At 63.1% G+C, this 21183-nt stretch carries 23 protein-coding genes; 16 read left to right on the top strand and 7 right to left on the bottom strand.

Annotated elements, in window-relative coordinates; genetic code table 11:
* Window positions 1-328 precede the first annotated feature (328 nt).
* The 6 genes from ACM6IP_RS11275 to ACM6IP_RS11300 all read left to right on the top strand — a co-directional run bounded on the left by ACM6IP_RS11275 (window position 329) and on the right by ACM6IP_RS11300 (window position 6831).
* Window positions 329-1711: a glutamine synthetase family protein gene (locus tag ACM6IP_RS11275; protein ID WP_095171643.1), complete on the top strand. Its 1383-nt coding sequence runs from the start codon at window positions 329-331 to the stop codon at window positions 1709-1711.
* A 171-nt stretch (window positions 1712-1882) separates the two neighbouring features.
* Complete coding sequence (locus tag ACM6IP_RS11280) at window positions 1883-3532, top strand: phosphoethanolamine transferase (RefSeq protein WP_414861498.1); 1650 nt, start codon at window positions 1883-1885, stop codon at window positions 3530-3532.
* A gap of 70 nt (window positions 3533-3602) precedes the next feature.
* Window positions 3603-4265, top strand: a complete 663-nt coding sequence (locus ACM6IP_RS11285; RefSeq protein WP_414861499.1) for a class I SAM-dependent methyltransferase — start codon at window positions 3603-3605, stop codon at window positions 4263-4265.
* Window positions 4266-4382: 117 nt separating this feature from the next.
* Window positions 4383-5516 carry a ribonuclease D gene (gene rnd / locus ACM6IP_RS11290; protein ID WP_095171649.1) on the top strand — a complete coding sequence of 378 codons (1134 nt, stop codon included), beginning with the start codon at window positions 4383-4385 and terminating at the stop codon, window positions 5514-5516.
* Window positions 5513-5806: a YcgL domain-containing protein gene (locus ACM6IP_RS11295; RefSeq protein WP_095171651.1), complete on the top strand. Its 294-nt coding sequence runs from the start codon at window positions 5513-5515 to the stop codon at window positions 5804-5806. Before rnd ends, ACM6IP_RS11295 begins: the two co-directional genes overlap by 4 nt.
* A gap of 92 nt (window positions 5807-5898) precedes the next feature.
* Complete coding sequence (locus ACM6IP_RS11300) at window positions 5899-6831, top strand: D-2-hydroxyacid dehydrogenase (protein WP_414861500.1); 933 nt, start codon at window positions 5899-5901, stop codon at window positions 6829-6831.
* A gap of 108 nt (window positions 6832-6939) precedes the next feature.
* Here ACM6IP_RS11300 and ACM6IP_RS11305 read toward each other — a convergent pair whose 3' ends face one another.
* Window positions 6940-7533 (bottom strand): nitroreductase family protein, encoded by a 594-nt coding sequence (locus tag ACM6IP_RS11305; RefSeq protein ID WP_095171654.1) that lies wholly within the window; start codon window positions 7531-7533, stop codon window positions 6940-6942.
* A gap of 282 nt (window positions 7534-7815) precedes the next feature.
* Between ACM6IP_RS11305 and ACM6IP_RS11310 the strand changes: the two genes are divergently transcribed.
* Window positions 7816-8265 (top strand): YcgN family cysteine cluster protein, encoded by a 450-nt coding sequence (locus tag ACM6IP_RS11310; protein WP_095171655.1) that lies wholly within the window; start codon window positions 7816-7818, stop codon window positions 8263-8265.
* Window positions 8266-8304: 39 nt separating this feature from the next.
* Entirely contained in the window at window positions 8305-9528 is a 1224-nt protein-coding gene (locus tag ACM6IP_RS11315; protein ID WP_414861501.1) for a hypothetical protein, read from the top strand.
* Window positions 9529-9552: 24 nt separating this feature from the next.
* Here the strand turns inward: ACM6IP_RS11315 and ACM6IP_RS11320 are convergent, their stop codons facing one another.
* From ACM6IP_RS11320 to ACM6IP_RS11335, 4 genes are all read right to left on the bottom strand, one after another.
* Window positions 9553-9930 (bottom strand): DUF2892 domain-containing protein, encoded by a 378-nt coding sequence (locus ACM6IP_RS11320; RefSeq protein WP_414861502.1) that lies wholly within the window; start codon window positions 9928-9930, stop codon window positions 9553-9555.
* A 78-nt stretch (window positions 9931-10008) separates the two neighbouring features.
* Window positions 10009-10479 carry an RNA methyltransferase gene (locus tag ACM6IP_RS11325; protein ID WP_414861503.1) on the bottom strand — a complete coding sequence of 157 codons (471 nt, stop codon included), beginning with the start codon at window positions 10477-10479 and terminating at the stop codon, window positions 10009-10011.
* A gap of 133 nt (window positions 10480-10612) precedes the next feature.
* Complete coding sequence (locus tag ACM6IP_RS11330; RefSeq protein ID WP_095171662.1) at window positions 10613-10984, bottom strand: YajD family HNH nuclease; 372 nt, start codon at window positions 10982-10984, stop codon at window positions 10613-10615.
* A 48-nt stretch (window positions 10985-11032) separates the two neighbouring features.
* The gene (locus tag ACM6IP_RS11335) at window positions 11033-11719 is read right to left on the bottom strand and encodes a spermidine synthase (RefSeq protein WP_095171697.1); all 687 of its coding nucleotides are present in this window, start codon (window positions 11717-11719) and stop codon (window positions 11033-11035) included.
* Window positions 11720-11812: 93 nt separating this feature from the next.
* Here ACM6IP_RS11335 and ACM6IP_RS11340 point away from each other — a divergent pair, with 93 nt between their 5' ends.
* Window positions 11813-12103, top strand: a complete 291-nt coding sequence (locus ACM6IP_RS11340) for a hypothetical protein (protein ID WP_166592135.1) — start codon at window positions 11813-11815, stop codon at window positions 12101-12103.
* A 17-nt stretch (window positions 12104-12120) separates the two neighbouring features.
* Here the strand turns inward: ACM6IP_RS11340 and ACM6IP_RS11345 are convergent, their stop codons facing one another.
* Window positions 12121-14175 (bottom strand): S9 family peptidase, encoded by a 2055-nt coding sequence (locus ACM6IP_RS11345; protein ID WP_414861504.1) that lies wholly within the window; start codon window positions 14173-14175, stop codon window positions 12121-12123.
* Window positions 14176-14275: 100 nt separating this feature from the next.
* Between ACM6IP_RS11345 and ACM6IP_RS11350 the strand changes: the two genes are divergently transcribed.
* From ACM6IP_RS11350 to ACM6IP_RS11360, 3 genes are read left to right on the top strand one after another with little or no spacing between them, the layout of a single operon-like run.
* Window positions 14276-14773 (top strand): MFS transporter, encoded by a 498-nt coding sequence (locus ACM6IP_RS11350; protein WP_095171667.1) that lies wholly within the window; start codon window positions 14276-14278, stop codon window positions 14771-14773.
* A gap of 29 nt (window positions 14774-14802) precedes the next feature.
* A complete protein-coding gene (locus ACM6IP_RS11355) occupies window positions 14803-15579 on the top strand; it encodes a class II glutamine amidotransferase (protein WP_095171669.1) in 777 nt (258 codons plus the stop codon).
* 12 nt (window positions 15580-15591) lie between these two features.
* Complete coding sequence (locus ACM6IP_RS11360) at window positions 15592-16134, top strand: DUF2937 family protein (protein ID WP_414861505.1); 543 nt, start codon at window positions 15592-15594, stop codon at window positions 16132-16134.
* Between the two features lie 217 nt (window positions 16135-16351).
* Here ACM6IP_RS11360 and ACM6IP_RS11365 read toward each other — a convergent pair whose 3' ends face one another.
* Window positions 16352-17269: a LysR family transcriptional regulator gene (locus ACM6IP_RS11365; protein ID WP_320333865.1), complete on the bottom strand. Its 918-nt coding sequence runs from the start codon at window positions 17267-17269 to the stop codon at window positions 16352-16354.
* A gap of 142 nt (window positions 17270-17411) precedes the next feature.
* Here ACM6IP_RS11365 and ACM6IP_RS11370 point away from each other — a divergent pair, with 142 nt between their 5' ends.
* The 4 genes from ACM6IP_RS11370 to ACM6IP_RS11385 all read left to right on the top strand — a co-directional run bounded on the left by ACM6IP_RS11370 (window position 17412) and on the right by ACM6IP_RS11385 (window position 21139).
* On the top strand, window positions 17412-18704 hold the full coding sequence (locus ACM6IP_RS11370; RefSeq protein WP_095171674.1) for an MFS transporter: 1293 nt from the start codon (window positions 17412-17414) through the stop codon (window positions 18702-18704).
* 67 nt (window positions 18705-18771) lie between these two features.
* Complete coding sequence (locus ACM6IP_RS11375) at window positions 18772-19524, top strand: 5-oxoprolinase subunit PxpA (RefSeq protein ID WP_414861506.1); 753 nt, start codon at window positions 18772-18774, stop codon at window positions 19522-19524.
* On the top strand, window positions 19521-20225 hold the full coding sequence (gene pxpB / locus ACM6IP_RS11380) for a 5-oxoprolinase subunit PxpB (protein WP_414861507.1): 705 nt from the start codon (window positions 19521-19523) through the stop codon (window positions 20223-20225). The genes ACM6IP_RS11375 and pxpB overlap by 4 nt, the downstream gene beginning before the upstream one ends.
* Window positions 20222-21139 carry a biotin-dependent carboxyltransferase family protein gene (locus tag ACM6IP_RS11385; protein WP_414861508.1) on the top strand — a complete coding sequence of 306 codons (918 nt, stop codon included), beginning with the start codon at window positions 20222-20224 and terminating at the stop codon, window positions 21137-21139. The genes pxpB and ACM6IP_RS11385 overlap by 4 nt, the downstream gene beginning before the upstream one ends.
* The last annotated feature ends 44 nt before the right edge of the window (window positions 21140-21183 follow it).

The raw sequence follows: 21183 nt of genomic DNA on the forward strand, positions 1-21183 counted from the left end.
ACGACTTATTACCGCGTGTGACGCTGTTCGCCCTCTGTGTTCTGCGGTTTACCCTATGGACGGTTGCTCGATCGACACTCACCCCGCAGCTGTGCCTGGCGCTAGTGCGTCATGCCGTCAGCCTCGGCGTCGATTCTTGCCCGCCAGCGCATTGAACCTGTCTGCCCTGCCTTCGGAACTGGCCTTTTGGGCGCTATGGCATTGCCGCCATGCGCGCCCACCGGATGTGCGTATTTCCCGTTGAATCATTTCAACGGCCCCGGTGTTGCGCCAGGGCCTGACTGGCGGTGCCTGTGCGCCTGCCTGACCCGGATATACGAGCGTTCCCATGAGTGTTGCCACGAGCCCCTTTGCCTCCCTGCAAGAAGCCAATGATTTTCTGCAAGCCAACCCGGATATCGAGATGTTCGAGCTGTTCATTGTCGATAACAACGGCGTGCCCCGGGGCAAGTTGTTGCACCGCGATGAGTTGTTGGCGGTCTACCAGAGCGGGCGGCCGCTGCCCAGCACCATCCTGGGCCTGACCATCAATGGCGACGACGTGGAAAACTCCGGGCTGGTCTGGGAGGTCGGCGACATCGATTGCCGCGCCTACCCGGTCAGCGGCAGTTTGCAGCGCATGCCATGGCGGCAGATTCCGACGGCGGCGGTGCAGGTCAGCATGCACCCGCAAGAAGGCATGCCGGCGACCGTGGCCGATCCTCGGCATTTGCTGGCCAAGGTGATCGATGGGCTCAAGGCCGATGGTTATTACCCGGTGATGGCCGCGGAGCTGGAGTTCTACCTGCTCGATCAGCAGCGCGACAGCCAGGGTCGCCCGCAACCGGCGCGGGACGTCGACGGTGGGCGGCCGCGCTCGACCCAGGTCTACGGTTTGCGTGAACTGGAGCAGATCGAGCCGTTTCTCGCCGACCTCTATGCCGCCTGCAAGCTGCAGGGGATTCCGGCGCGCACGGCGATTTCCGAATACGCTCCGGGCCAGGTCGAAATCACCCTCGAGCACCGCGAAGATGCCCTGCAGGCCATGGACGAGGCGGTGCGCTACAAGCGCCTGGTCAAGGGCGTGGCCCACAAGCATGGGATGAGTGCCTGTTTCATGGCCAAGCCGTTCGATGACCTGGCCGGTACCGGCATGCACATGCACGTCAGCATCGCCGACAAGGACGGCAACAACCTGTTTGCCAGCGACGCCCCCGATGGCACGCCGCTGCTGCGCCAGGCGGTCGGTGGCATGCTCAGCACCTTGCTCGACTCCTTGCTGTTGTTCTGCCCCAACGCCAACTCCTATCGCCGTTTCCAGACCAACAGCTACGCGCCGCTGGCCGCCACCTGGGGCGTCGACAACCGCACCGTGAGCCTGCGGGTGCCCGGCGGGCCGGCGTTTTCGCGGCATATCGAGCACCGCATCTGCGGCGCCGATGCCAACCCCTATCTCGCCGCTGCGGCGATCCTGGCCGGCATTCATCGCGGCATTCGCGAGCAGCGCGACCCGGGAGCGCCGGTCGAGGGCAACGGTTACGCCCAGGCCAAGGAATTGCTGCCCACGGACTGGCTGACCACCCTGCGTGCACTGGAAAGTTCGGCCTGGGCCCGGGATGCCTTTGGTGCGCCTTTCCTTGGGGTCTACCTGGCAGTCAAGCGTGCCGAGTACCGCCAGTTCATGGGCGAAGTCGGCGAGCAGGACTGGCGCTGGTACTTGCATCAGGCGTGAGATAGGAATAGTTAACAAACAGGACGCCAACAAATAGCTGTTAACCCACTATTTGTTGGCGTCTTTTTCACGAAATATTGATGCAAGGCTGCTTAAAGTTTGTGCCGTGGTCAGGAAAGAATAGTTCGTTCTTTGTTGGCGGCACCTACTTCAGGAACAAGCAGACCTCCCATGTTTAAAATAAAAGCCGTGCGCCCGGAATGGGTGACGTTGATTGCCAGTGCGTTTCTATTGGCTGGCTACAACGCTGTCCTCTGGCAACACCTGTTCGACATTACCGCCAGCGATGCCCAAGGTATCGGTATGCGGGTGGCGTTCGGCGTCATGCTGCTCTGTGCGTTCAACCTGATCCTGACCCTGCTGGCCCTCCGTCCAGTGTTCAAGCCAGTGCTGACTCTGATCTTCATGGCCAGTGCCGGCGTGGCGTATTTCATGAGTCAGTACGGAGTGCTGGTCGATGCCGGGATGTTGCGTAACTTTGCCGAGACCAATGCCAGCGAAGTTCGTGACTTATTGTCGATAAAGTTGCTGGCGTACAACTTGTTATTGGGTGTGCTGCCGTCATTTATTCTGTGGAAAACCCCGATTAGTTATCGTCGCTGGCACCGTGAGTTGCTCAGTAAAGTGTTGGTCGCCGGCGCCTCGGCCGTGGTCATCGGTGGCGTGGCACTTGTTAACTATCAAGGGTTGTCTTCGTTGTTTCGCAATCACCACGAGTTGCGCTTGATGGTAGTGCCGAGCAATTACATCGGCGCTTCCATTGGTTATTTGCGCGAGCAAGTGAAGTCTGCGCAGCAACCGTTCGTCAAACTCGGCGAAGACGCCCAGCGCAATCCGACCTGGCAGACCCACGGGCGTAAATCGCTGACCGTACTGGTGGTGGGCGAAAGTGCCCGCGCCGAGAACTTCGGGATTCTTGGCTACGGGCGTGACACCACGCCGCAACTGGACCAGGAAGCGGGGCTGATCGCCTTTACCGACGTGCACTCCTGCGGCACGGAAACCGCGGTCTCGGTGCCCTGCATGTTCTCCAACATGGGGCGCAAGGACTATGACGCCAGCAAGGCGAAGAATGAGGAAGGCCTGCTGGATGTGCTCAAACATGCGGGGCTGGACGTAATCTGGCGGGACAACCAGTCGGGCTGCAAGGGCACCTGCGACCGGGTGACCCTGGAAGATGTCAGCAACTTCAAGGACCCGGTGCTCTGCGCCAACAGTGAATGCCGCGATGAAATCCTGCTGCAGGGCCTGCAGCACTTCATCGACACCCTGGACAAGGACACCGTGCTGGTCCTGCACCAGATGGGCAGCCACGGTCCCGAGTACTTCAAGCGCTATCCCAAGGAGTACGAGCGTTTCACCCCCGTGTGCGAGAGCAACGCGCTGAACAATTGCAGTCGGGAAAGCATCGTCAATGGCTACGACAACACTCTGGTCTACACCGACCATGTGCTGTCGACGCTGATCGACCTGTTGCGCAACAACCAGGAAAAAGTCGACACGGCCATGTTGTACCTGTCGGACCACGGCGAATCCCTGGGCGAGTACAACCTGTACCTGCATGGCACGCCCTACATGCTCGCCCCCGACCAGCAGAAGCATGTCGCGATGCTCGCCTGGTTCTCCGACAGTTATCAGAAGGCGTTCTCGGTCGACACCCACTGCTTGCAACTGAGCCGGGAAAAGCCCCTGAGCCAAGACAACCTGTTTCATTCGATGCTGGGGCTGCTGGAGGTCAACAGCAAGGTCTACAACCCCGACCTGGACCTGTTCGCCGGCTGCCGAGGTGCCGTGGTCGACGGCGTCCTGGCCAAGGATTGAACGCCAGCCACCTTATCTCTACGCCAGCCCCCAGGCTGGCCCCAGCAGACACCTTATAAGAGTCGCCCTCATGTCCGCCCACCCGCCATCTTCCATCGAGCGCGAATCTGCTGAGCGCCATGGCCAGCAGCACGCCTGTGCCTGCGTCGAGCCCCAACCACCGAGCTGGCGCCAGCGTTTGGCGCAGTGGCGCCGCGAGCAGTTACTGCGCAATGCACTCAACGAAGCGGGGGAGCCTGGTCTGGTGCTGGATGTGGCCTGTGGCGTCGGACGGTACTGGCCGGTATTGGGGGAGCACGGCAACCGGGTGATCCTGGCGGCCGACCCCTCCCCGGACACGCTCAAGCATGCCCGTACGCACCACTCGACGAGCCTGCTGACACGCATCCGGACCTTGCAGAGTTCGGCCTTCTCCATCGGCCTGTCGGCCAATGCGGTGGATTGCATCGTCTGTTCGACGCTGTTCCAGCACCTGGCGTGCGCCGAACACCGCATGGCCCTGCTCCAGGAGTTCCAGCGGGTGAGCCGGGACACTTTGATTGTGGTGGTGCGGCTGGCGGGTCGCTGCAATTGGGTCGCCGGCCTGGCGACGCAGGCGGCGCCCGGGGTCGGAAAAAACCAGTTGGAGGCCGAGTTCAAGGCGGCCGGCTTCAAGATCCTCATGCACCAGGATGTGTTGCCGGGCATTGCTGCGACCCGGGTGTACGTCCTGCGCAAACTCAGCCAGGACTGATCCGGCGAGCGCTTGACCGCGTGCCGTAGATCATTTCGCCTACGCTCTTGCTCAGTGGATGCGCGGAAATCGCCGGGGGCGATATATACTGCGCGCCATTCTTCAAGGGAGAGCCGTGTGGCCATCGATATTCACTGGATTCGCGACAACGATAGCCTCGGTCAGTTTTGCGCCCAATGGCAGCAGTTGCCGTTCGTCGCCCTCGACACAGAATTCATGCGGGTCGACACCTTCTATCCGATTGCAGGCTTGCTGCAGATCGGCGACGGCGTGCGCGCTTACCTGATTGACCCTTTGACCATCGACGATTGGCAGCCCCTGGCGGCATTGCTGGAAAACCCGGCTGTGCTCAAGGTGCTGCATGCCTGCAGTGAAGACCTCGAAGTCCTGCTGCGCCTGACCGGCAGCCTGCCGGCGCCGCTGTTCGATACCCAGCTGGCTGCCGCCTACCTGAACCTGGGCTTCTCCATGGGCTACTCGCGCCTGGTCTCGCAAGTGCTGGACATCGACCTGCCCAAGGGTGAAACCCGCTCGGACTGGCTGCAACGTCCGCTGTCGGAGACCCAGATCAGCTACGCCGCCGAAGACGCCCTGCACCTGGCAGAAGTGTTCGTGCGCCTGCGGCCGAAGTTGTCGGACGACAAGTTTGCCTGGGTCCTGGAGGATGGCGCCGAACTGGTGGCCAACCTACGCCGCGAAACCGACCCGTACGAGGTCTACCGCGAGGCCAAGCTGGCCTGGAAACTGTCCCGCGCCCAACTGGTCGTGCTGCGCGAGCTGTGTGCCTGGCGCGAGCTTGAAGCCCGGGCCCGTGACCTGCCGCGCAACCGCATCGTGCGTGAGCATTCGTTGTGGCCGTTGGCCCGGACCCAGCCGGATAACCTCGCGGCGCTGGCAAAAATCGAAGACATGCACCCGCGCACCGTGCGCCAGGACGGCGAGTTCCTGCTGGACCTGATCAAGCGGGCCGGCAGCGTGCCCCCCGAGCAATGGCCAGCCGCTGTGCCCGAGCCGTTGCCGATCGAAGCCGCCGCCCTGGTCAAGCGCCTGCGCGCGCTGGGCCAGGCCGAAGCGGAGCGCTTGAACATCGCGCCCGAACTGATGTTGCGCAAGAAGACCCTGGAGGCCTTGCTCAAGAGCGGCTTCCCGGATGGTCCCTACCAATTGCCTGAATCGCTGCGTGGCTGGCGCCGCGAACTGATGGGCCAGGCCTTGCTCGACAGCCTGGCCACTGCCGGAGAACAGCCTTGAAACGTATCTGCTCGATTTACCGAAGCCTGAAGAAAAACGAAATGTACCTCTACGTGCTCAAGAGCGATGCTCTGGAGCGCGTACCGGAAAGCCTGCTGCTGGCCTTCGGCAAACCCCATCACGCCTTCGACCTGGTGCTGACTCCGGAGCGCAAGCTCTCGCGTGAGGACATTACCCAGGTCCTGGAAAACCTCGACAAGCAGGGCTACCACCTGCAAATGCCGCCAGCCGAAGACGAGTACATCGAGCACTTGCCCGAAGAGTTGCTGCGACGTAACGATCCGATCTGACGGCGACCGGCACTGGATTTTCTGGCGGTGGCCGCAAACGGGGGAGTGCACTCCCTCGGCGGCCTTGTGCACTGTTTTTTAAGGTTTGAACCATGCGCGTTCTGATTGCCGAACACGACCACGCTGTGTATGCCCAACTCCTGGGACAGCTGGCACCCGAGCTGCAGGTCATGACCAGCGGCGACTCCGCGGAACTGGCCAACCTGGCTGCCGACTGCCCGGTGTGGCTGGGGCAGCCCGACTTGCTGGCAACGCTGTTGCGCCAAGGCCACCAGCCCCAGTGGCTGCAGTCGACCTGGGCCGGCATCACGCCGCTGCTGGTAGAAGGGCTTCCACGGCATTACCGCCTGACCCGCGCCGTGGGGATTTTTGGCCAGGTGATGGCCGAGTACGTGCTCACCTACATGCTCGGACATGAGCGCGAAGTGCTGCCGCGCCTAGTCAGCCAGGTCGAGCGCAAGTGGGACAGCCGCCAGGGCCAGAGCCTGGTCGGGCGCAAGGTGCTGATCGTCGGCACCGGGGATATTGGCCAGAGCGTTGCCGAGTTCCTCAAGCCATTTGGTGTGCAGTTGTACGGCATCGCCAGCGCGCCTCGTGAACAGGCACCGTTCATCGAAGTAGCCGGGTTGCAGGACCTCGGACGCCTGGTGGGTGAGGTCGATTATGTGGTCAACCTGCTGCCCAACACTCCGAGCACCCATGACCTGTACGATGCCGCGCTGTTCAAGCAGTTCAAGCCTACGGGCCTGCTGATCAACGCCGGGCGCGGTGTGGCGGTGGTCGATGCCGACCTGGTGGAAGCCTTGAAGGAAGGGCACCTGGCTGGCGCGGTCATCGATGTCTGCCGCCAGGAACCGCTGCCCCAGCGCCACCCATTCTGGACCGCCTGGGGCTTGCTGTTGACCGGCCACAGCTCGGCACCGACTTCACCGGCGCTGATGACGCAGCTGTTTGTCGAAAACCTGCGGGCTTATCAGGCCGGGGAAGCGCTGCGCGGCGAAGTGGATTTCAACCGCGGCTATTGAGACAACCCCAGTAACCCCAACCCCCACTGTGGGTGTATGGAGCATTTGCAACCACCCAGAATCACTGTGGGTATGTGGGGGATTAGCAACCCCCCGGAATTACTGTGCTTACAGGGTGAAATCACCCTCGGCCGCCAGTTCGCTCAGCGGCCGGCGTGGGCTTGGCACTTCTCGGGCTTGCAGGTATTCGGCCAGGGTGGCCTTGTCGCCCAGCTTGCCGATCGCCACGGCGGCGTGCAGCGCGTAGCCTTCTGGAATGTTCAGCTCCTTGCGGGTCAGCTCCTGATCGAAGCCGGCCATGCCGTGGGTGTGCCAGCCGCTGATGGAGGCTTGCAGGGCCAGGTGGCCCCAGGCCGAACCGGTGTCGAAGGTGTGCCACAAGGCCGGGGTTTCGGCCTCGGCACCAGGCGCGGTGAAGGTGGTTTTCGAGATTACGATCACCAGCGCCGACGCGTGCTGGGCCCAGCCACGGTTGAACTCATTCAGCAGGCCGAGGAAGCGCTCCCAGTTCGGCGTGTCCCGGCGCGCGTAGAGAAACCGCCAAGGTTGCGAGTTGTAGGCCGAAGGTGCCCAGCGGGCGGCTTCGAAAAAGCTCAGCAGGGTTTCTTCCGGGATGGCTTCACCAGTAAAGGCCCGTGGCGACCAGCGATCGGTGAACTGCGGGTGGATGGCATACTCGGCAACGCGGGGATTGGCGCTCATGAAAGAGATTCCTGGCAAGGTCGATGAGGGTACACAGCAATAAAAACCGGGGGCGCACAGTTGGCTGGGCAGTGGGGTTTTTGCGACCCCTGGCAGCTCGCCCGGGTGCAACGCGGTGGGCGTTGATGACTCCCTGGGCCGGGGTCGTTGTGACCTGCAAAGCTACTGCGCCGCGGGAAAACTGACAAGTGCCGGCGTACCGGCAGTCGCCAGCGCTTGGCCCGCGGGGGCTTGGGCACTAGACTGGCGGCCTTTTCCACCGCTGATGCAGAAGCTTGAACCATGGCCGCCAAAGTTGAACCGTTCTGGATACGCAAGACCCTCGCCCAACTCGACCAGCAGGAGTGGGAGTCGTTGTGCGATGGCTGTGGTCTGTGCTGCCTGCAAAAACTCGAGGATGAAGACGACAACAGCGTCTATTACACGCGCATCGCCTGCAAACTGCTGGACCTCAAGACCTGTCAGTGCAGCGACTACCCGAACCGCCGCGAGTCGGTGCCGGACTGCATCCAGCTGACGCCGGGCAAGGCCGATGAGTTCAAGTGGTTGCCGCCGACCTGCGGTTATCGCCTGGTCAGTGAAGGCAAGGACTTGCCGCTCTGGCATCACCTGGTGTGCGGCGATCGCGACGCGGTGCACCATGAGCGAATCTCTCAGTCGGGGCGCATGCTCGCCGAGGGCAGTGTGGCCGAGGATGATTGGGAAGATCATCTGATTTTTCGCGCAGGTTAAGCGCCGCGCGTTGTCCAAGTGAATCACGAAGGAGTGTGTATGGCTGTGCGCTTGTCATTGGCATTGTCGCTGCTGGTGCTGAGTTCATCGGTGTGGGCGGCCAAGAAGGTCGATCTGGATTACCACGTGCGCCTGTTGCCGCAAAGCGACCAGGCCGAAGTGCGCGTGACCCTGGCTCAGGGCTCGGCGGTGCGCAGCCTCGATTTTGACCTGGCGGACGGCAGCCGCTACAGCGATTTCAAGGCCGACGGCCAGTGGCAACTGACCCCGGGCAAGGCTGTGCGCGGCGTCTGGCGACCTGCCCCCGACAAGGCCAGCCTGACCTATCGGGTGCGTATCAGCCAGCCACGCAAGAACACCACCTTCGAGACCCGCATGACGCCGAACTGGGCCTTGATGCGCGGGGATGACCTGGTGCCGGCAGCGCGCCTGGATCAACAAGATGGCATCGAGCTGGTGGCGCGCCTGGTGTTCGAATTGCCGGCGGGCTGGAAAAGCATCGAGACGGCCTGGCCGCGCATTGGCAAGAACCGCTTTCGTATCGATAACGTCTCCCGACTGTTTGACCGACCCACCGGCTGGATGCTCGCCGGCAACCTGGGCACGCGCCGCACTCGTCTGGGCGAGACCGAAGTCACGGTTGCCTCGCCGCGCGGGCAGGGTATGCGCCGCATGGACGTGCTGACCCTGCTGACATTCGTCTGGCCGCAGGTGCAGGCGCTGTATCCACGGCATCCGGGCAAGCTGCTGATCGTCGGCGCCGCCGACCCGATGTGGCGCGGCAGCACGGCCGGGCATGAATCGATTTACCTGCACAGCCGTCTGCCGCTGATCAGCGAAAGCGGCAACAGCCCGTTGTTGCGTGAACTGGCGCAGATGTTCGCGCGGATCAGCGACGAAGAGCGCAGTGACTGGATCAGCGAAGGGTTTGCCGAGTACTACGCCATTGAACTGCTGCGCCGGGCCGGCGGCATGAGCGATGAGCGCTATCAGGTGCTGGAAAACAGCCTGGCCAAGACCGGCCATGGAGTCAGTAGCTTGCGCGGCGAGCAGGCCAATCCGGCCCAGGTGGCCAGGGCGGTATTGCTGATGCAGGAGCTGGATCGCGAGATTCGCCTGAAGACCCGCAACAAGCGCTCACTCGACGACATGCTCCGCGGTGCCATGCACCTGGAACGGATCAGCACCCAGGAGTTCGTGGCATTGGCCGAAAGCATCATCGGCGAGCCATCGAAGGTCCTGGGCAGCGAGTTGCTGCACTAGCGCGTGCGTCGCGCGTCGCGCGAATTACACCCCAGACTTGGGTGAGTTCAACGAATCGTTTCTGGCCACTGGCGCGGTGTGGGTCGCGGCCTCGGCATTGGCCTTGAGGATTTTCAGGTCCTCGCCGGCCCGTTCGATTTTCGCGCGGACGTTGTCCAGGTCCTGGCGGCTTTTTTCCAGGAAGCTTTTTGCCGAGCTATGACCGGTGATACCCCGCGCCAGGGCGACGCCACCGAGCGTCACCTGGATCAGGCCGAACACGCCGCCACGGCGCAGGCCCTTGCCCACCATCACCACGCCACCCGCCAGCGAGCCGATGCGTTCCCAGCCTTGCACGTTCTGGGTTGGCTGGGTCTGAAAGGGAGTGGAGTCGATACGTTCTACGCGTTTGAGTTCGTTCATCATCTTTCTCCTCAAGGGGCAATGGATATAAAACTGACTGCGCCAGTGCGCGAGTCGTTCCATCGGGCGTGGGGCCGATCAGCGGAATTTAGGCCCGGAACGGGTATTCAGGCCCTTGGCCATGCGGTCGTACAGCACCACGTTGACGGTGGCGGCCAGGTTCATGCAGCCGGTGGTGGGAATGTAGACCACGTCTTCGCACCAGTCGCGGATCTCTTTGTCCAGCGAACCATCTTCGGGGCCGAAGATGTACAGCGCGCGGTCCGGGTGGGTGTACTCGGGCAGCGAGCGGGCGCCGTCCACCAGTTCGACCGCGACCGGGACGCAGCCCAGCGGGAGGATTTTCTTCAGGTCGTCGATGCCGATCAGCGGAATGTCGTAGTGCACCCGCTTGGTGTCGGTGACGAAGTCGGCGGCGCGTTCATAGCGCTTGCCGGTGTAGAACACCGAGGCCACGCCATAACAGCCAGCGGCGCGCATCACCGAGCCAACGTTCTCCGGTGATTTGGGGTTATACAAACCAATGCAGCTGTACCGTTTGTCTGCCACGAGCGGGGTGCCTTCGGGAAAAAGAGCGCGATTATACGGGGAATGGGGGAGGGTGTCTGATTTGCGGATTGCTGGTGTTTGCGGCCTCACCATCGCGAGCAGACGGAGCGCTGCTCGCGATGAAGCAACCTTTTCAATCGTCTTTTTTCATCAGCCCGGCCAACGCGGCAAACGGGTTGTGGGTTGCCTTGGCGATTTTCGGGGTGCTCAGGGAGCCTTCGCTGAAGTACTGCTGGTCGGTATAGCGCGAGTGTTCGTTGTCATGGCAATACAGGCACAACAGCTCCCAGTTGGAACCGTCCTGCGGGTTGTTGTCGTGGTTGTGGTCGCGGTGGTGCACGGTCAACTCGCTCAGGCGCTTGCCGGAGAACTCACGGGTGCAGCGCCCGCAGACGTGCGGATACATCTTCAGGGCCTTGTCGCGGTAACCCATTTCCTTGTCGCGCTGGTTGTCAGCGAGGATTCGGTCCAGTTTCGAGGTGTTGGTTGGGGTGGACGAACTCATGGGTTCACCTTTGTAGAAGACGAATGACGGTTATCAACAGAGTTTAGCTCAGCCCTTGAGCTTCTCGGCAATCCAGATGGTGTGGCGAGTGCCCTTGTTGCCATGGGCGAACACCTGCACCTCTTCGGCCTTGAAGCCGGCTTTTTTCAGTTTGTCGGAAAACTGCCGGTCGGCACTGGCCGACCACACGGCCAGCACGCCCTTGGGGCGCAGGGCCTTGGCGCAGGCGGCCAGGCCACCGGCGGAGTACAGCCAGCTGTTGGCTTTCTGGGTCAGGCCTTCGGGGCCGTTGTCGACGTCGAGCATGATCGCGTCGAAGCCCTGGGGTTCGGCTTGCAGGACCTTGGCCACGTCTTCCATGCGGATCACCGTGCGCGGGTCCAGTAGCGGCTTGCCGGCTTTCTCGCCCAGAGGGCCACGGTTCCACTCCACCACCCCCGGCACCAGCTCGGCGACCACCACTTCAGCGCTCTTGCCCAGGTGCTTGAGCGCCGAGGCGAGGGTGAAGCCCATGCCCAGGCCGCCGATCAGCACCCGCGAGTTCGGCCGGCCAGCCACCTTGCGGCAGGGAATCTCCGCCAGGGCGTCTTCGGAGCCGTGCATGCGGGTGTTCATCAGTTGCCCGCCATCGCCGCCCTGGATCTTGATGACGAAATCCTCGCCGTACTCGAACAGGCACAGGGCTCCGCCGTTTTCGGGGATTGGGGTGGTGTCGAGCAGAACGAAACGTTTCATGGGAATCTCATTGGGAAAACTGGCATTGATCAGGGCATTCTTGCGCGGTTGGGAGTAGCCTTGAAGCATCAAGCAAGGGCAACGGAGCCATTGATGAAGCGCACCATTCTAACGGTCATTGTGTTGGCCGCGCTCTCGATTAGTGCGGGTCACGCGCAAGAGTTGCAGGCAATCCCGGTCACACCTTCGGCAGCCCCCGGCTCACCCGGCACCGCAACCCCCACGCCTTATCCGCAGATCACCCCCACGCCAGTGCCCAAGGCCGGCAGTGGCAGCAGCCGTGAGCTGCTGTTGCCGCCTATCGAAAAGCCCAATCCGCCCAAGGACCAGACCTTGCCGGGGCTGGAACCAACCCCGGCAAAGAGCAAGACCCCGGGCGGTTGAAACGCCGATAGGGCGCCTCAGGCGATCCCCAATACCTTGAACACAAAGGCGTATTCCAGGGCCACGTCGCGCAGGCCCTGGTAACGCCCGCTCATGCCGCCGTGCCCGGCACCCAGTTCGGTCTTGAGCAGCAATAGGTTGTCGTCGGTCTTGGTCACCCGCAGTTTCGCCACCCACTTGGCGGCTTCCCAGTACTGCACGCGGCTGTCGTTGTAGCCTGCGATCACCAGGGTCGCCGGGTACGCTTGCGCGCGGACGTTTTCGTAAGGGGCGTAGGCCTTGATGCGTGCATGGACCTCGGGCTCTTGCGGGTTGCCCCACTCATCGTATTCGGTGACGGTCAGCGGCAGGTCCGGGTCGAGCATGGTGTTGAGTACGTCGACAAAGGGCACTTCGGCAATGGCCGCGGCGAACAGCTCCGGGCGCTGGTTGAGCACCGCGCCGATCAACAGGCCACCGGCGCTGCCACCGCTGATCACCAGTTGCGCAGCGCTGGTGAAACCGTTGGCGATCAGGTGTTCGGCGCAGGCGATGAAATCGTCGAAGCTGTTCTGCTTGTGTTGCTGTTTGCCGGCGCGGTACCAGGCTTCGCCCAGCTCACCGCCACCGCGGACATGGGCGATGGCGAAGGCCACGCCACGGTCCAGCAGGCTCAGGCGCGCATGGGAGAACCACGGGTCGAGGCTTTCGCCATAGGCGCCGTAGCCATAGAGGTAGAGCGGGGTCGGTTGGCCGAGCATTTCGCGCTTGACCACCAGGCTGATCGGCACCTGGGTGCCATCCGGGGCCGTCGCCCACAGGCGCTGGCTGACATAGGCATCTGCATCGAACGGGCCGAGCACCGGAGTTTCCTTGAGGACGTGCTGCGCGCCACTGGCCAGTTCCAGCTGGCGTACCTGGGCCGGGCGATTCAGCGCTTCATAACGCAGGCGGATCCGGTCGCTGACAAACTCCAGGCTGTTCTGTACATACAGGCTGTAGGCCGCGTCCGGCAGTTGCACGCGATACGTCGGCAGGCCCTGTGGGTGAACTTCGATTATCGGCAAGCCGCCGATCCGCAGGCTCAGGGTCATGGCGCTGGCGTTCAGGCTCAGGCCTTCGAGCATGACCTCGTCACTGTGGGGGATCAGGTTCTGCCACTGGTCCTCGCTCGGTACCCGTCCCGTGTCCGGGGCCTGGTACAGGGCGAAGTTGATGCCATCGCGGTTGGTGCGGATCAGCCAGCTCCATTGCCCGTCGAGCAGGCCGTGATCGACGTCGTACTCATGGTCTTCGACCCGCGGCGCCAGGCAACTGAAGGCCTGCTGCGGCTGGGAGGCGTCGAGTGCCCAGACTTCGCTGGTGGTCTTGCTGCCCAGCGACACCAGCAACTGGCGTTCGGAGCTGGCGCGATAGCAGTGCAGGAAAAACCGCCCGTCGGGCTCATGGAACACTTCTTCGGCCACCGTGCCATCCAGGCGGTAGCGGTACAGCTTGTGCGGGCGATGGGTGTCGTCGAGCTCGGCGAAGAACAGCGTCAGGCTGTCGTTGGCCCAGGTCATGCTGCCGTCGCAATCCTCGAACGCAAGCTCGCTGACCTTGCCGCTGGCCAGTTCCTTGACGAACAGGGTGTAAATCTCCTCGCCGGTGGTGTCGAGGCTGTAGGCCAGGCGCCGGTGGTCGGGACTGATGCTGAAGGCGCCCAGGGAGAAAAAGCCGCCGTTGGCCAGCACGTTGGGGTCCAGCAGCAATTCTTCGGCGCTTTCATCAACCTGCAAACCGTCATCGGCCGGGCGTGGGCAGCGGTAATGCCGGGCGTACTCGTCACCGGCGGTGGTGCGGGTGTAGTACAGGTACGGACCCCAAGGGGAGGGCAGCGACAGGTCGGTTTCGAGAATCCGTCCCTTGATTTCGTTGAACAGGCTTTCACGCAGCTCGGCCTGGTCGGCCAGCATGGCTTGCTGATAGGCGTTTTCGGCCTTGAGGTAGTCGAGCACGGGCGCCGTGTCCCGTTCCTGCAGCCAGGCGTACGGGTCATCCCCGTCGGCCTTGTGGGCAATCGGGGCGCTACTGGCGTGGGCACAATGGGGCATGGGTGGCTCTCGGCAAGTGTGCAAAAAGGGCTTCACGGACAGCGGTGCAGCCTGATCAGTGAAAAGCCGTTATCATAAGCGCCTCTTTGCCTGCCATGCCATGGACACCATGACCGAGAACGACTATCTGATCGCTTGGGGCCTATACGCCTTTGCCGCTTTGGGCTGCCTGTTGGTGTGGATGCGCATGACCCGCTGGATGTGGCGCTACTTGCGTGAGCCGCTGCGCCTGATCATGGCGGTGCTGTTGTTCAGCCCGACCATCATCGACCCAGTGAAGGAAAAATTCGCCCCGGCCATCGCCATTACCGCCCTCGACCTGCTGTTCAAGGTCGGCAACAACGCCTGGCGCGCCATCTCCGACCTGTTCATGTACGGCATCATCGCCCTCGCGCTGTACCTGGTGTTCGTGCTGATCCGTCTGCCAATCGAGCGTGCCGCCAAGGCGCGCAAGCAGCAGTCCGCTGCCGCCCAGGCCGCGGCCCAGGCGGCTGATCCCGAGGACGACCAACCCTTCGGCGGGGCCGGCGATGATCGTTATGGTCGCCCCCCTGTGCCGAGCAACCCCCAGCGTTCGCGAGTCGAACCCCGTCTCTGATAGCCCTGCATTGAAGCGAGAGTCCCGGCATGTGTGAGTTATTGGGCATGAGCGCCAATGTCCCGACCGATATCGTGTTCAGCTTTACCGGGCTGATGCAGCGCGGCGGGCGCACCGGTCCGCACCGCGATGGCTGGGGCATCGCCTTTTACGAAGGCCGTGGCCTGCGCCTGTTCCAGGACCCGGCGGCGAGTTGCGATTCAGAAGTCGCGCAACTGGTGCAGCGTTATCCGATCAAGAGCGAAGTGGTGATCGGCCATATCCGCCAGGCCAACGTCGGCAAGGTCTGCCTGTCCAACACCCATCCCTTCGTGCGTGAGTTGTGGGGACGCAACTGGTGTTTCGCGCATAACGGCCAGCTCGCCGGGTTCCAGCCGACGGCCAGCTTTTACCGGCCGGTGGGCGATACCGACAGCGAAGCGGCGTTCTGCGATTTGCTCAACCGAGTGCGTGCCGCCTTCCCCGAGCCGGTGGAGGTCGAGCAATTGCTGCCGAGCCTGGTGGCCGCCTGCGCCGAATACCGCAGCAAGGGCGTGTTCAACTGCCTGCTGAGCGACGGCGACTGGCTGTTCTGCTATTGCTCGACCAAGCTGGCGCAGATCACCCGTCGCGCACCCTTTGGCCCGGCGCGCCTGAAGGACGTAGACGTGATTGTCGACTTCCAGGCCGAGACCACTCCCAACGATGTGGTGACCGTGATCGCCACCGAGCCGTTGACCGAAAACGAAACCTGGACTCGCTACGAACCGGGCCAATGGAGCCTGTGGCGGCGCGGCGAATGCGTCAGCCACGGCCAGACCGAATAGGGATCCGCCGCTATGTTGCTCAGTTATGTGCGTCTGGTGTTGTTTGCCATCGGCCTGTTGGTGGGCGTCCAGGTGCCTGGTTTCATCAATGACTACGCCAAGCGGGTCGAAGCCCACCTGATCGAGTCGCAGACCGGCCTGCAAGGTTTCCAGAACACCGCCGAGCAGTTTTTCAAGGGTGACCTGCAAGCGCTGGTGGCCCACTACCGCGCCAGCGAAGACCCGATCTTTCGCAGCGACGCCGACAGCCTGAACACCTTGCTCACCCGCCAGGTGGCGTTGGACAAGCAGTTCCAGGCCATGCAAGGCCCGTGGTACATCCGCGTCCTGCAAGTGGCGTTGGCGGCCGATCCGGACATTTGCCAGGAAACCTGGAACGGCTATAGCTACCAGATCCTGCTGACCCCGGAAGCCATGGCCTGGGGCCTGGGCGGGGCGATGCTGCTGTCGTTCGGCCTGGAATGCCTGTTCCGCCTGATCGACTGGGTGGTGCTGGGCGGCAAGCGCCTGCGCCAGAGCCGGCCGATTGAAGAGCGGGATTTGCGCGGGTTGTAACTGCGATGACGGTGCGTCAGTCACCGTCGATGCCGACTGTGCAGGCCCCATCGCGGGCAAGCCCGCTCCCACAATGTGAATTTGGCTGCTCGCAGATCCTGCATACACCAAGGACCGTGTGGGAGCGGGCTTGCCCGCGATAGCAGTGTGTCAGGCCCCATCGATGTCGCAGGTACTGGCCTCATCGCGAGAAGACGGGCGTCAACGATGACGCGTATCAGGTAGGCGCCAGCACGATGTAGTCCTCACCCACCTTGCGCCCATAGTCTTCCACCACCTGCTGGCACAGCGCGACAATCTCCTCGACCCATTCCGCCCCCACTCGCCACGACACCACCACCTGCAGGTTGGGTGGGCGCTGGTCGATGGCCAGCAGGGTCAATTCGCCGCGCGCCAGTTCTTCGCTCACCAGTACCGGCGGCAAGGCGCCAATGCCGAAGCCGTCACGCAGCAGACGGGTGATCGCCGACACCGAGTTCACACAGTTCAGGCGCGGCGCGAGCACGCCGTTGGCCTGCATCAAACTGAGCACTTCCTGGTGCGGGTGGGAGTTTTTCGAGTAGGTGATGATCCGCTCGCGGGCCAGTTCGGCGATGCTCGCGTACTCGCGGTTGTAGATCGAGTTGCTGGCGACGATCCAGCCGATCGGGTGGCTGGCCAGCTCCAGGCTGCGCACGCTTTCCTGGCGCAGCAGGTCGGTTTGCAGGATCAGGTCGAGAAAGCCTTTTTGCAGTTGATCGCAGAGGTTGAGCGAGGTATCGGCGACCAGCTCGATTTCCAGTAACGGATAGTGATCGGTGATTTGCGCCACCAGCGGGCTGAGCCAAGTGTGGATCACCGTGTCCATCACCCCGATGCGCACCCGACCGGCCTTGCTCGAACGGGTTTCCAGGGACTGCTTGAGCGCCTGCATGGTGTCGATCATTTGCTCGGCATAGTCGAGCACCTTCAAGCCTTCGGGCGTCAGCTTCACGCCCCGCGAATCGCGCAGGAACAGCTTCACCCCCAGCTCGCCTTCGAGCACTGCGATGCGGCTGGAAATCGAGGCCTGGGTGGTGAACAGCTTATCGGCGGTGAGACGAAAACTTTTCAGCCGGGCGACCCAGACAAAGGTTTCGAGGAACTTGAGGTTCATGAGATCAACTTTTTCTTATGTCTTGGCAGGGGTTTTATTAGTTGGACGGGCAGGGCGCCGTCGTCGAAAAATGCGCCAGAGCCCACGATATGCGTCGTAGCGGCTCAGAACAATACCAATAAAAATTACGCGGAGATTCGCCATGAGTGCGCCCGACACGACCGACGCCGTCCAGACCCCGGTCGGCAGCCGCCCCGGTCCCTTTGACTGGTATCGCAACATCAACCAGCAAGAGCGCCGTACCTTCTGGAGCTGCAAGATCGGTTATGGCCTGGATGGCATGGACACCCAGATGCTCAGCTTCGTGGTGCCGACGCTCATCGCGATGTGGGGCATCACCACCGGCGAAGCCGGCTTGATCCACACCAGCACCCTGATCGCCTCGGCCATCGGTGGCTGGGTCGCCGGGATCCTCTCCGACCGCATCGGCCGGGTGCGCACCTTGCAACTCACCGTGCTGTGGTTCGCCTTCTTCACCTTCCTCTGCGGCTTCGCGCAAAACTACGAGCAACTGCTGATCGCCAGGACCCTGATGGGCTTTGGCTTTGGTGGTGAATGGACCGCTGGCGCGGTACTGATCGGCGAAGTGATTCGCGCCAAGGACCGCGGCAAGGCCGTGGGCATGGTGCAATCGGGCTGGGCCCTGGGTTGGGGCCTGACGGCGATCCTCTACGCCGTGCTGTTTTCCCTGCTGCCGCCCGAAGATGCCTGGCGCGCGCTGTTCCTGTTGGGCATCGTGCCCGCCGTGTTTGTGATCTTCGTCCGTCGCCTGGTCAAGGACCCGGAAATCTATCGTGAAGCCAAGGCCCGCCAGGAGCCGAGCAACCCGTCGAAGTTCTACGAGATCTTCGCCCCCGGCATGCTCAGCACCACGATTCGCGCCTCGCTGCTGACCACCGGCGCCCTCGGCGGGTACTACGCAATCACTTCCTGGCTGCCGACTTTCCTGAAAAACGAGCGAGGCTTGAGCGTGCTCGGCACCGGCGGGTACCTGGCCATGGTGATTGTCGGCTCCTACGTCGGCTACGTGATCAGCGCGTATCTGACCGATATTCTGGGGCGCAAGAAGAACTTCATTCTGTTCGCGGTTGGTTCGTTCACCATTGTCCTGCTCTACACCCAGTTGCCGGTCAGCAATGGCGTGATGTTGTGGCTGGGCTTTCCCCTGGGCTTTTTTGCCTCGGGCATCTTCAGCGGCATGGGCGCCTTCCTCACCGAGCTGTTTCCGACTCGCATCCGGGGCTCGGGCCAGGGTTTTTGCTACAACGTCGGCCGCGCTCTGGCGGCGCTGTTCCCGCTGCTGATCGGCCTGCTCAGCCAGACCGTGCCGCTCAGTGTGGGGATTGGGGCGTTCGCGGCGGTGTCCTACGGTGTGGTGATCCTGGCGGCCCTGAGCCTGCCGGAAACCCGTGGCAAGCAACTCGACGCGCAGTAACTGCTAATCTGCGGGGCTGCTCGAAGCCCCGTGGTCAAAACGATAAAAATTCACAGGAGCACTCACCGTGAGCCGCCTGTTACTGAACTGCGATATCGGCGAAAGCTTTGGCAACTGGACCATGGGTCTGGATGCCGAGGTGATGCCGTTCATTGATTGCGCCAACATCGCCTGCGGTTTCCATGCCGGTGATCCCAGCATCATGCGCAAGACCGTCAGCCTGGCCCTGAGCCATGGCGTGCGGATCGGCGCCCATCCGGCCTATCAGGACCTGCAAGGGTTTGGCCGCCGGTCCATGGCCTACAGCGCCCAGGAAATCCAGGACCTGCTGCATTATCAGGTCGGCGCGCTGGACGGCATCTGCCGCGCCCAGGGTGCACGCGTGAGCTACGTCAAACCCCACGGCGCGATGTACAACGACATGATGGCCAACCCGGCGCAGTTGCGCGCCGTGATCCAGGCCGTCGCGGCCTACGACCGGCAACTGCCGCTGATGCTGATGGCCACCCGTGACAACCGCGCGGCCCAGGCGTTGGGCGATGAGTACGGTGTGACGCTGTGGTTCGAAGCCTTCGCCGATCGTGCCTACGACAGCGCTGGGCACCTGGTGTCGCGGCAGTTGCCGGGCGCAGTGCATCACGCTGCCGAGAAAATCATCGAGCAGGCGCTGATCATTGCCCGTGGCGGTGAGTTGCTCGCCAGCGACGGCAGCCCTTTGTTGCTGCAGGCCAACACCCTGTGTGTGCACGGTGACAACGCCAGTTCCGTGGCAGCCGTGCAGCGTATCCGCGAGGCCTTGAATCAGCAGAGCCCATCATGAAGCCACGGGTTGAAGTGGTAGCGATCGATTGCCTGATGGTCCGTCTGTTCGATGAGATCGCCGAAAGCAACATGCCGTGGATGCTCGCTGCCTGCGTGCGGCTACGGGAAAATTTCGCCGGGCACCTGATCGACCTGGTGCCGTCCTACACCACCTTGATGGTGCATTACGACCTGCTCGCCCTGAGCCCGGCCCAGGCTCGGGAGCTGATTGCCCAGGCCCTGAACGGTCTGACGCCGGATGCCCAGGCCAGTGGTCAATGTCATGTGCTGCCGGTCTGGTACCACCCAAGTGTCGGCCCGGAGCTGAGCCTGCTGGCGCAGCGCAGTGGCTTGGCAGTGGATGAGGTGATCTGCCGGCACAGTGAGCGCGAGTACCAGGTGTTCGCCCTCGGGTTTGCCCCGGGTTTTGCCTTCATGGGCCTGGTGGAAGAAGTGCTGGCCGCGCCGCGCCTCAATACCCCGCGCAAGCGGGTGGCGGCCGGTAGCGTCGGGATTGCCGAGCGCCAGACGGCGGCCTATCCGGTGGTATCGCCGGGTGGCTGGAACCTGATTGGCCGCACCCCGGCCAGACTGTTCGACCGTGGCCGCGATGGCTACAGCCTGATGCAGCCGGGCGATACCGTGCGTTTCGCCGCGGTCAGCCATGCCGAGTTCGTCAACCTGGGTGGCGATGACACCCCGCTGGAGGTATCGGCATGAGCCGCTTGAGCATTGAGGCCAGCACGCCGCTGTGCCTGTTGCAGGATGCCGGACGCTTCGGCGTGCGCCACCTGGGCGTGACCCAGGGCGGGGCGGCGGACTGGTTGTCGATGTCCTGGGCCAACCGCCTGCTGGGCAACTCGCTGGAGGCGGCGGTGATCGAGGTGACGCTCGGCGGCTTGACCCTGCAGGCGCAGGACGATTGTTGTCTGGCGCTGGCGGGGGCCGACCTCGGCGCGTTGCTGGATGGCCAGCCCCTGGCACCGTGGCGCAGTTTTATCCTGCGCCAGGGCCAGCGCTTGCAGTTCACCCAACCGCGGCTGGGCGCGCGGGCTTACCTGGCGGCGCCCGGCGGCTTCGTTGCGCCGCAGGTGTTGGGCAGTTGCGCCACTGTAGTGCGGGAGGAGCTGGGCGGGCTGGACGGCTTCGGTCGCCCGCTGGCCAAGGGCGCGGAACTGAGTTACGCCGGGCCTGCAGCGACAGTGCGCGAAGTGCCGGTCGAGCAGCGCCCGGACTTCGGCCGTGCGCCGGTGCTGGATCTGGTGCTGGGTGCGCAACATGGTGAGTTCAGTGGGCAAAGCCTGTTCGATGCCTTCAACAGCGCCTGGACCCTGGACACCCGCGCCGACCGCATGGGCATGCGCTTGCTGGGCCCGGCCTTGCAGTATCAAGGCCGGCCGATGATCTCCGAAGGCATTCCGCTGGGCGCGGTGCAGGTGCCGCCAGACGGGCAGCCGATCGTGTTGCTCAACGACCGGCAGACCATTGGCGGTTATCCACGGTTGGGGGCGCTGACGCCACTGGCCCTGGCCCGTCTGGCGCAGTGCCTGCCGGGTCAGCAGGTACGGCTGGCCCCGGTGATGCAGGAGACCGCGCATCGTCAGCACCGGGAATTGCTGCAGCGGTTCAGGTGATCGCAGGCTTAGCTAGGGACATTGTGGCAGCGAGCCTGCTCGCG

Source organism: Pseudomonas sp. IT-P176 (assembly GCF_949767245.1).
Taxonomy (GTDB): domain Bacteria; phylum Pseudomonadota; class Gammaproteobacteria; order Pseudomonadales; family Pseudomonadaceae; genus Aquipseudomonas.

What these genes read in the sequence shown, in the direction of transcription:
- ACM6IP_RS11275 (WP_095171643.1), top strand. Translation starts at nt 329, where the DNA reads ATGAGTGTTGCCACGAGCCCCTTTGCCTCCCTGCAAGAAGCCAATGAT.
- ACM6IP_RS11280 (WP_414861498.1), top strand. Translation starts at nt 1,883, where the DNA reads ATGTTTAAAATAAAAGCCGTGCGCCCGGAATGGGTGACGTTGATTGCC.
- ACM6IP_RS11285 (WP_414861499.1), top strand. Translation starts at nt 3,603, where the DNA reads ATGTCCGCCCACCCGCCATCTTCCATCGAGCGCGAATCTGCTGAGCGC.
- ACM6IP_RS11300 (WP_414861500.1), top strand. Translation starts at nt 5,899, where the DNA reads ATGCGCGTTCTGATTGCCGAACACGACCACGCTGTGTATGCCCAACTC.
- ACM6IP_RS11305 (WP_095171654.1), bottom strand. Translation starts at nt 7,533, where the DNA reads ATGAGCGCCAATCCCCGCGTTGCCGAGTATGCCATCCACCCGCAGTTC.
- ACM6IP_RS11310 (WP_095171655.1), top strand. Translation starts at nt 7,816, where the DNA reads ATGGCCGCCAAAGTTGAACCGTTCTGGATACGCAAGACCCTCGCCCAA.
- ACM6IP_RS11315 (WP_414861501.1), top strand. Translation starts at nt 8,305, where the DNA reads ATGGCTGTGCGCTTGTCATTGGCATTGTCGCTGCTGGTGCTGAGTTCA.
- ACM6IP_RS11320 (WP_414861502.1), bottom strand. Translation starts at nt 9,930, where the DNA reads ATGAACGAACTCAAACGCGTAGAACGTATCGACTCCACTCCCTTTCAG.
- ACM6IP_RS11330 (WP_095171662.1), bottom strand. Translation starts at nt 10,984, where the DNA reads ATGAGTTCGTCCACCCCAACCAACACCTCGAAACTGGACCGAATCCTC.
- ACM6IP_RS11335 (WP_095171697.1), bottom strand. Translation starts at nt 11,719, where the DNA reads ATGAAACGTTTCGTTCTGCTCGACACCACCCCAATCCCCGAAAACGGC.
- ACM6IP_RS11340 (WP_166592135.1), top strand. Translation starts at nt 11,813, where the DNA reads ATGAAGCGCACCATTCTAACGGTCATTGTGTTGGCCGCGCTCTCGATT.
- ACM6IP_RS11345 (WP_414861504.1), bottom strand. Translation starts at nt 14,175, where the DNA reads ATGCCCCATTGTGCCCACGCCAGTAGCGCCCCGATTGCCCACAAGGCC.
- ACM6IP_RS11350 (WP_095171667.1), top strand. Translation starts at nt 14,276, where the DNA reads ATGGACACCATGACCGAGAACGACTATCTGATCGCTTGGGGCCTATAC.
- ACM6IP_RS11355 (WP_095171669.1), top strand. Translation starts at nt 14,803, where the DNA reads ATGTGTGAGTTATTGGGCATGAGCGCCAATGTCCCGACCGATATCGTG.
- ACM6IP_RS11360 (WP_414861505.1), top strand. Translation starts at nt 15,592, where the DNA reads ATGTTGCTCAGTTATGTGCGTCTGGTGTTGTTTGCCATCGGCCTGTTG.
- ACM6IP_RS11365 (WP_320333865.1), bottom strand. Translation starts at nt 17,269, where the DNA reads ATGAACCTCAAGTTCCTCGAAACCTTTGTCTGGGTCGCCCGGCTGAAA.
- ACM6IP_RS11370 (WP_095171674.1), top strand. Translation starts at nt 17,412, where the DNA reads ATGAGTGCGCCCGACACGACCGACGCCGTCCAGACCCCGGTCGGCAGC.
- pxpB (WP_414861507.1), top strand. Translation starts at nt 19,521, where the DNA reads ATGAAGCCACGGGTTGAAGTGGTAGCGATCGATTGCCTGATGGTCCGT.
- ACM6IP_RS11385 (WP_414861508.1), top strand. Translation starts at nt 20,222, where the DNA reads ATGAGCCGCTTGAGCATTGAGGCCAGCACGCCGCTGTGCCTGTTGCAG.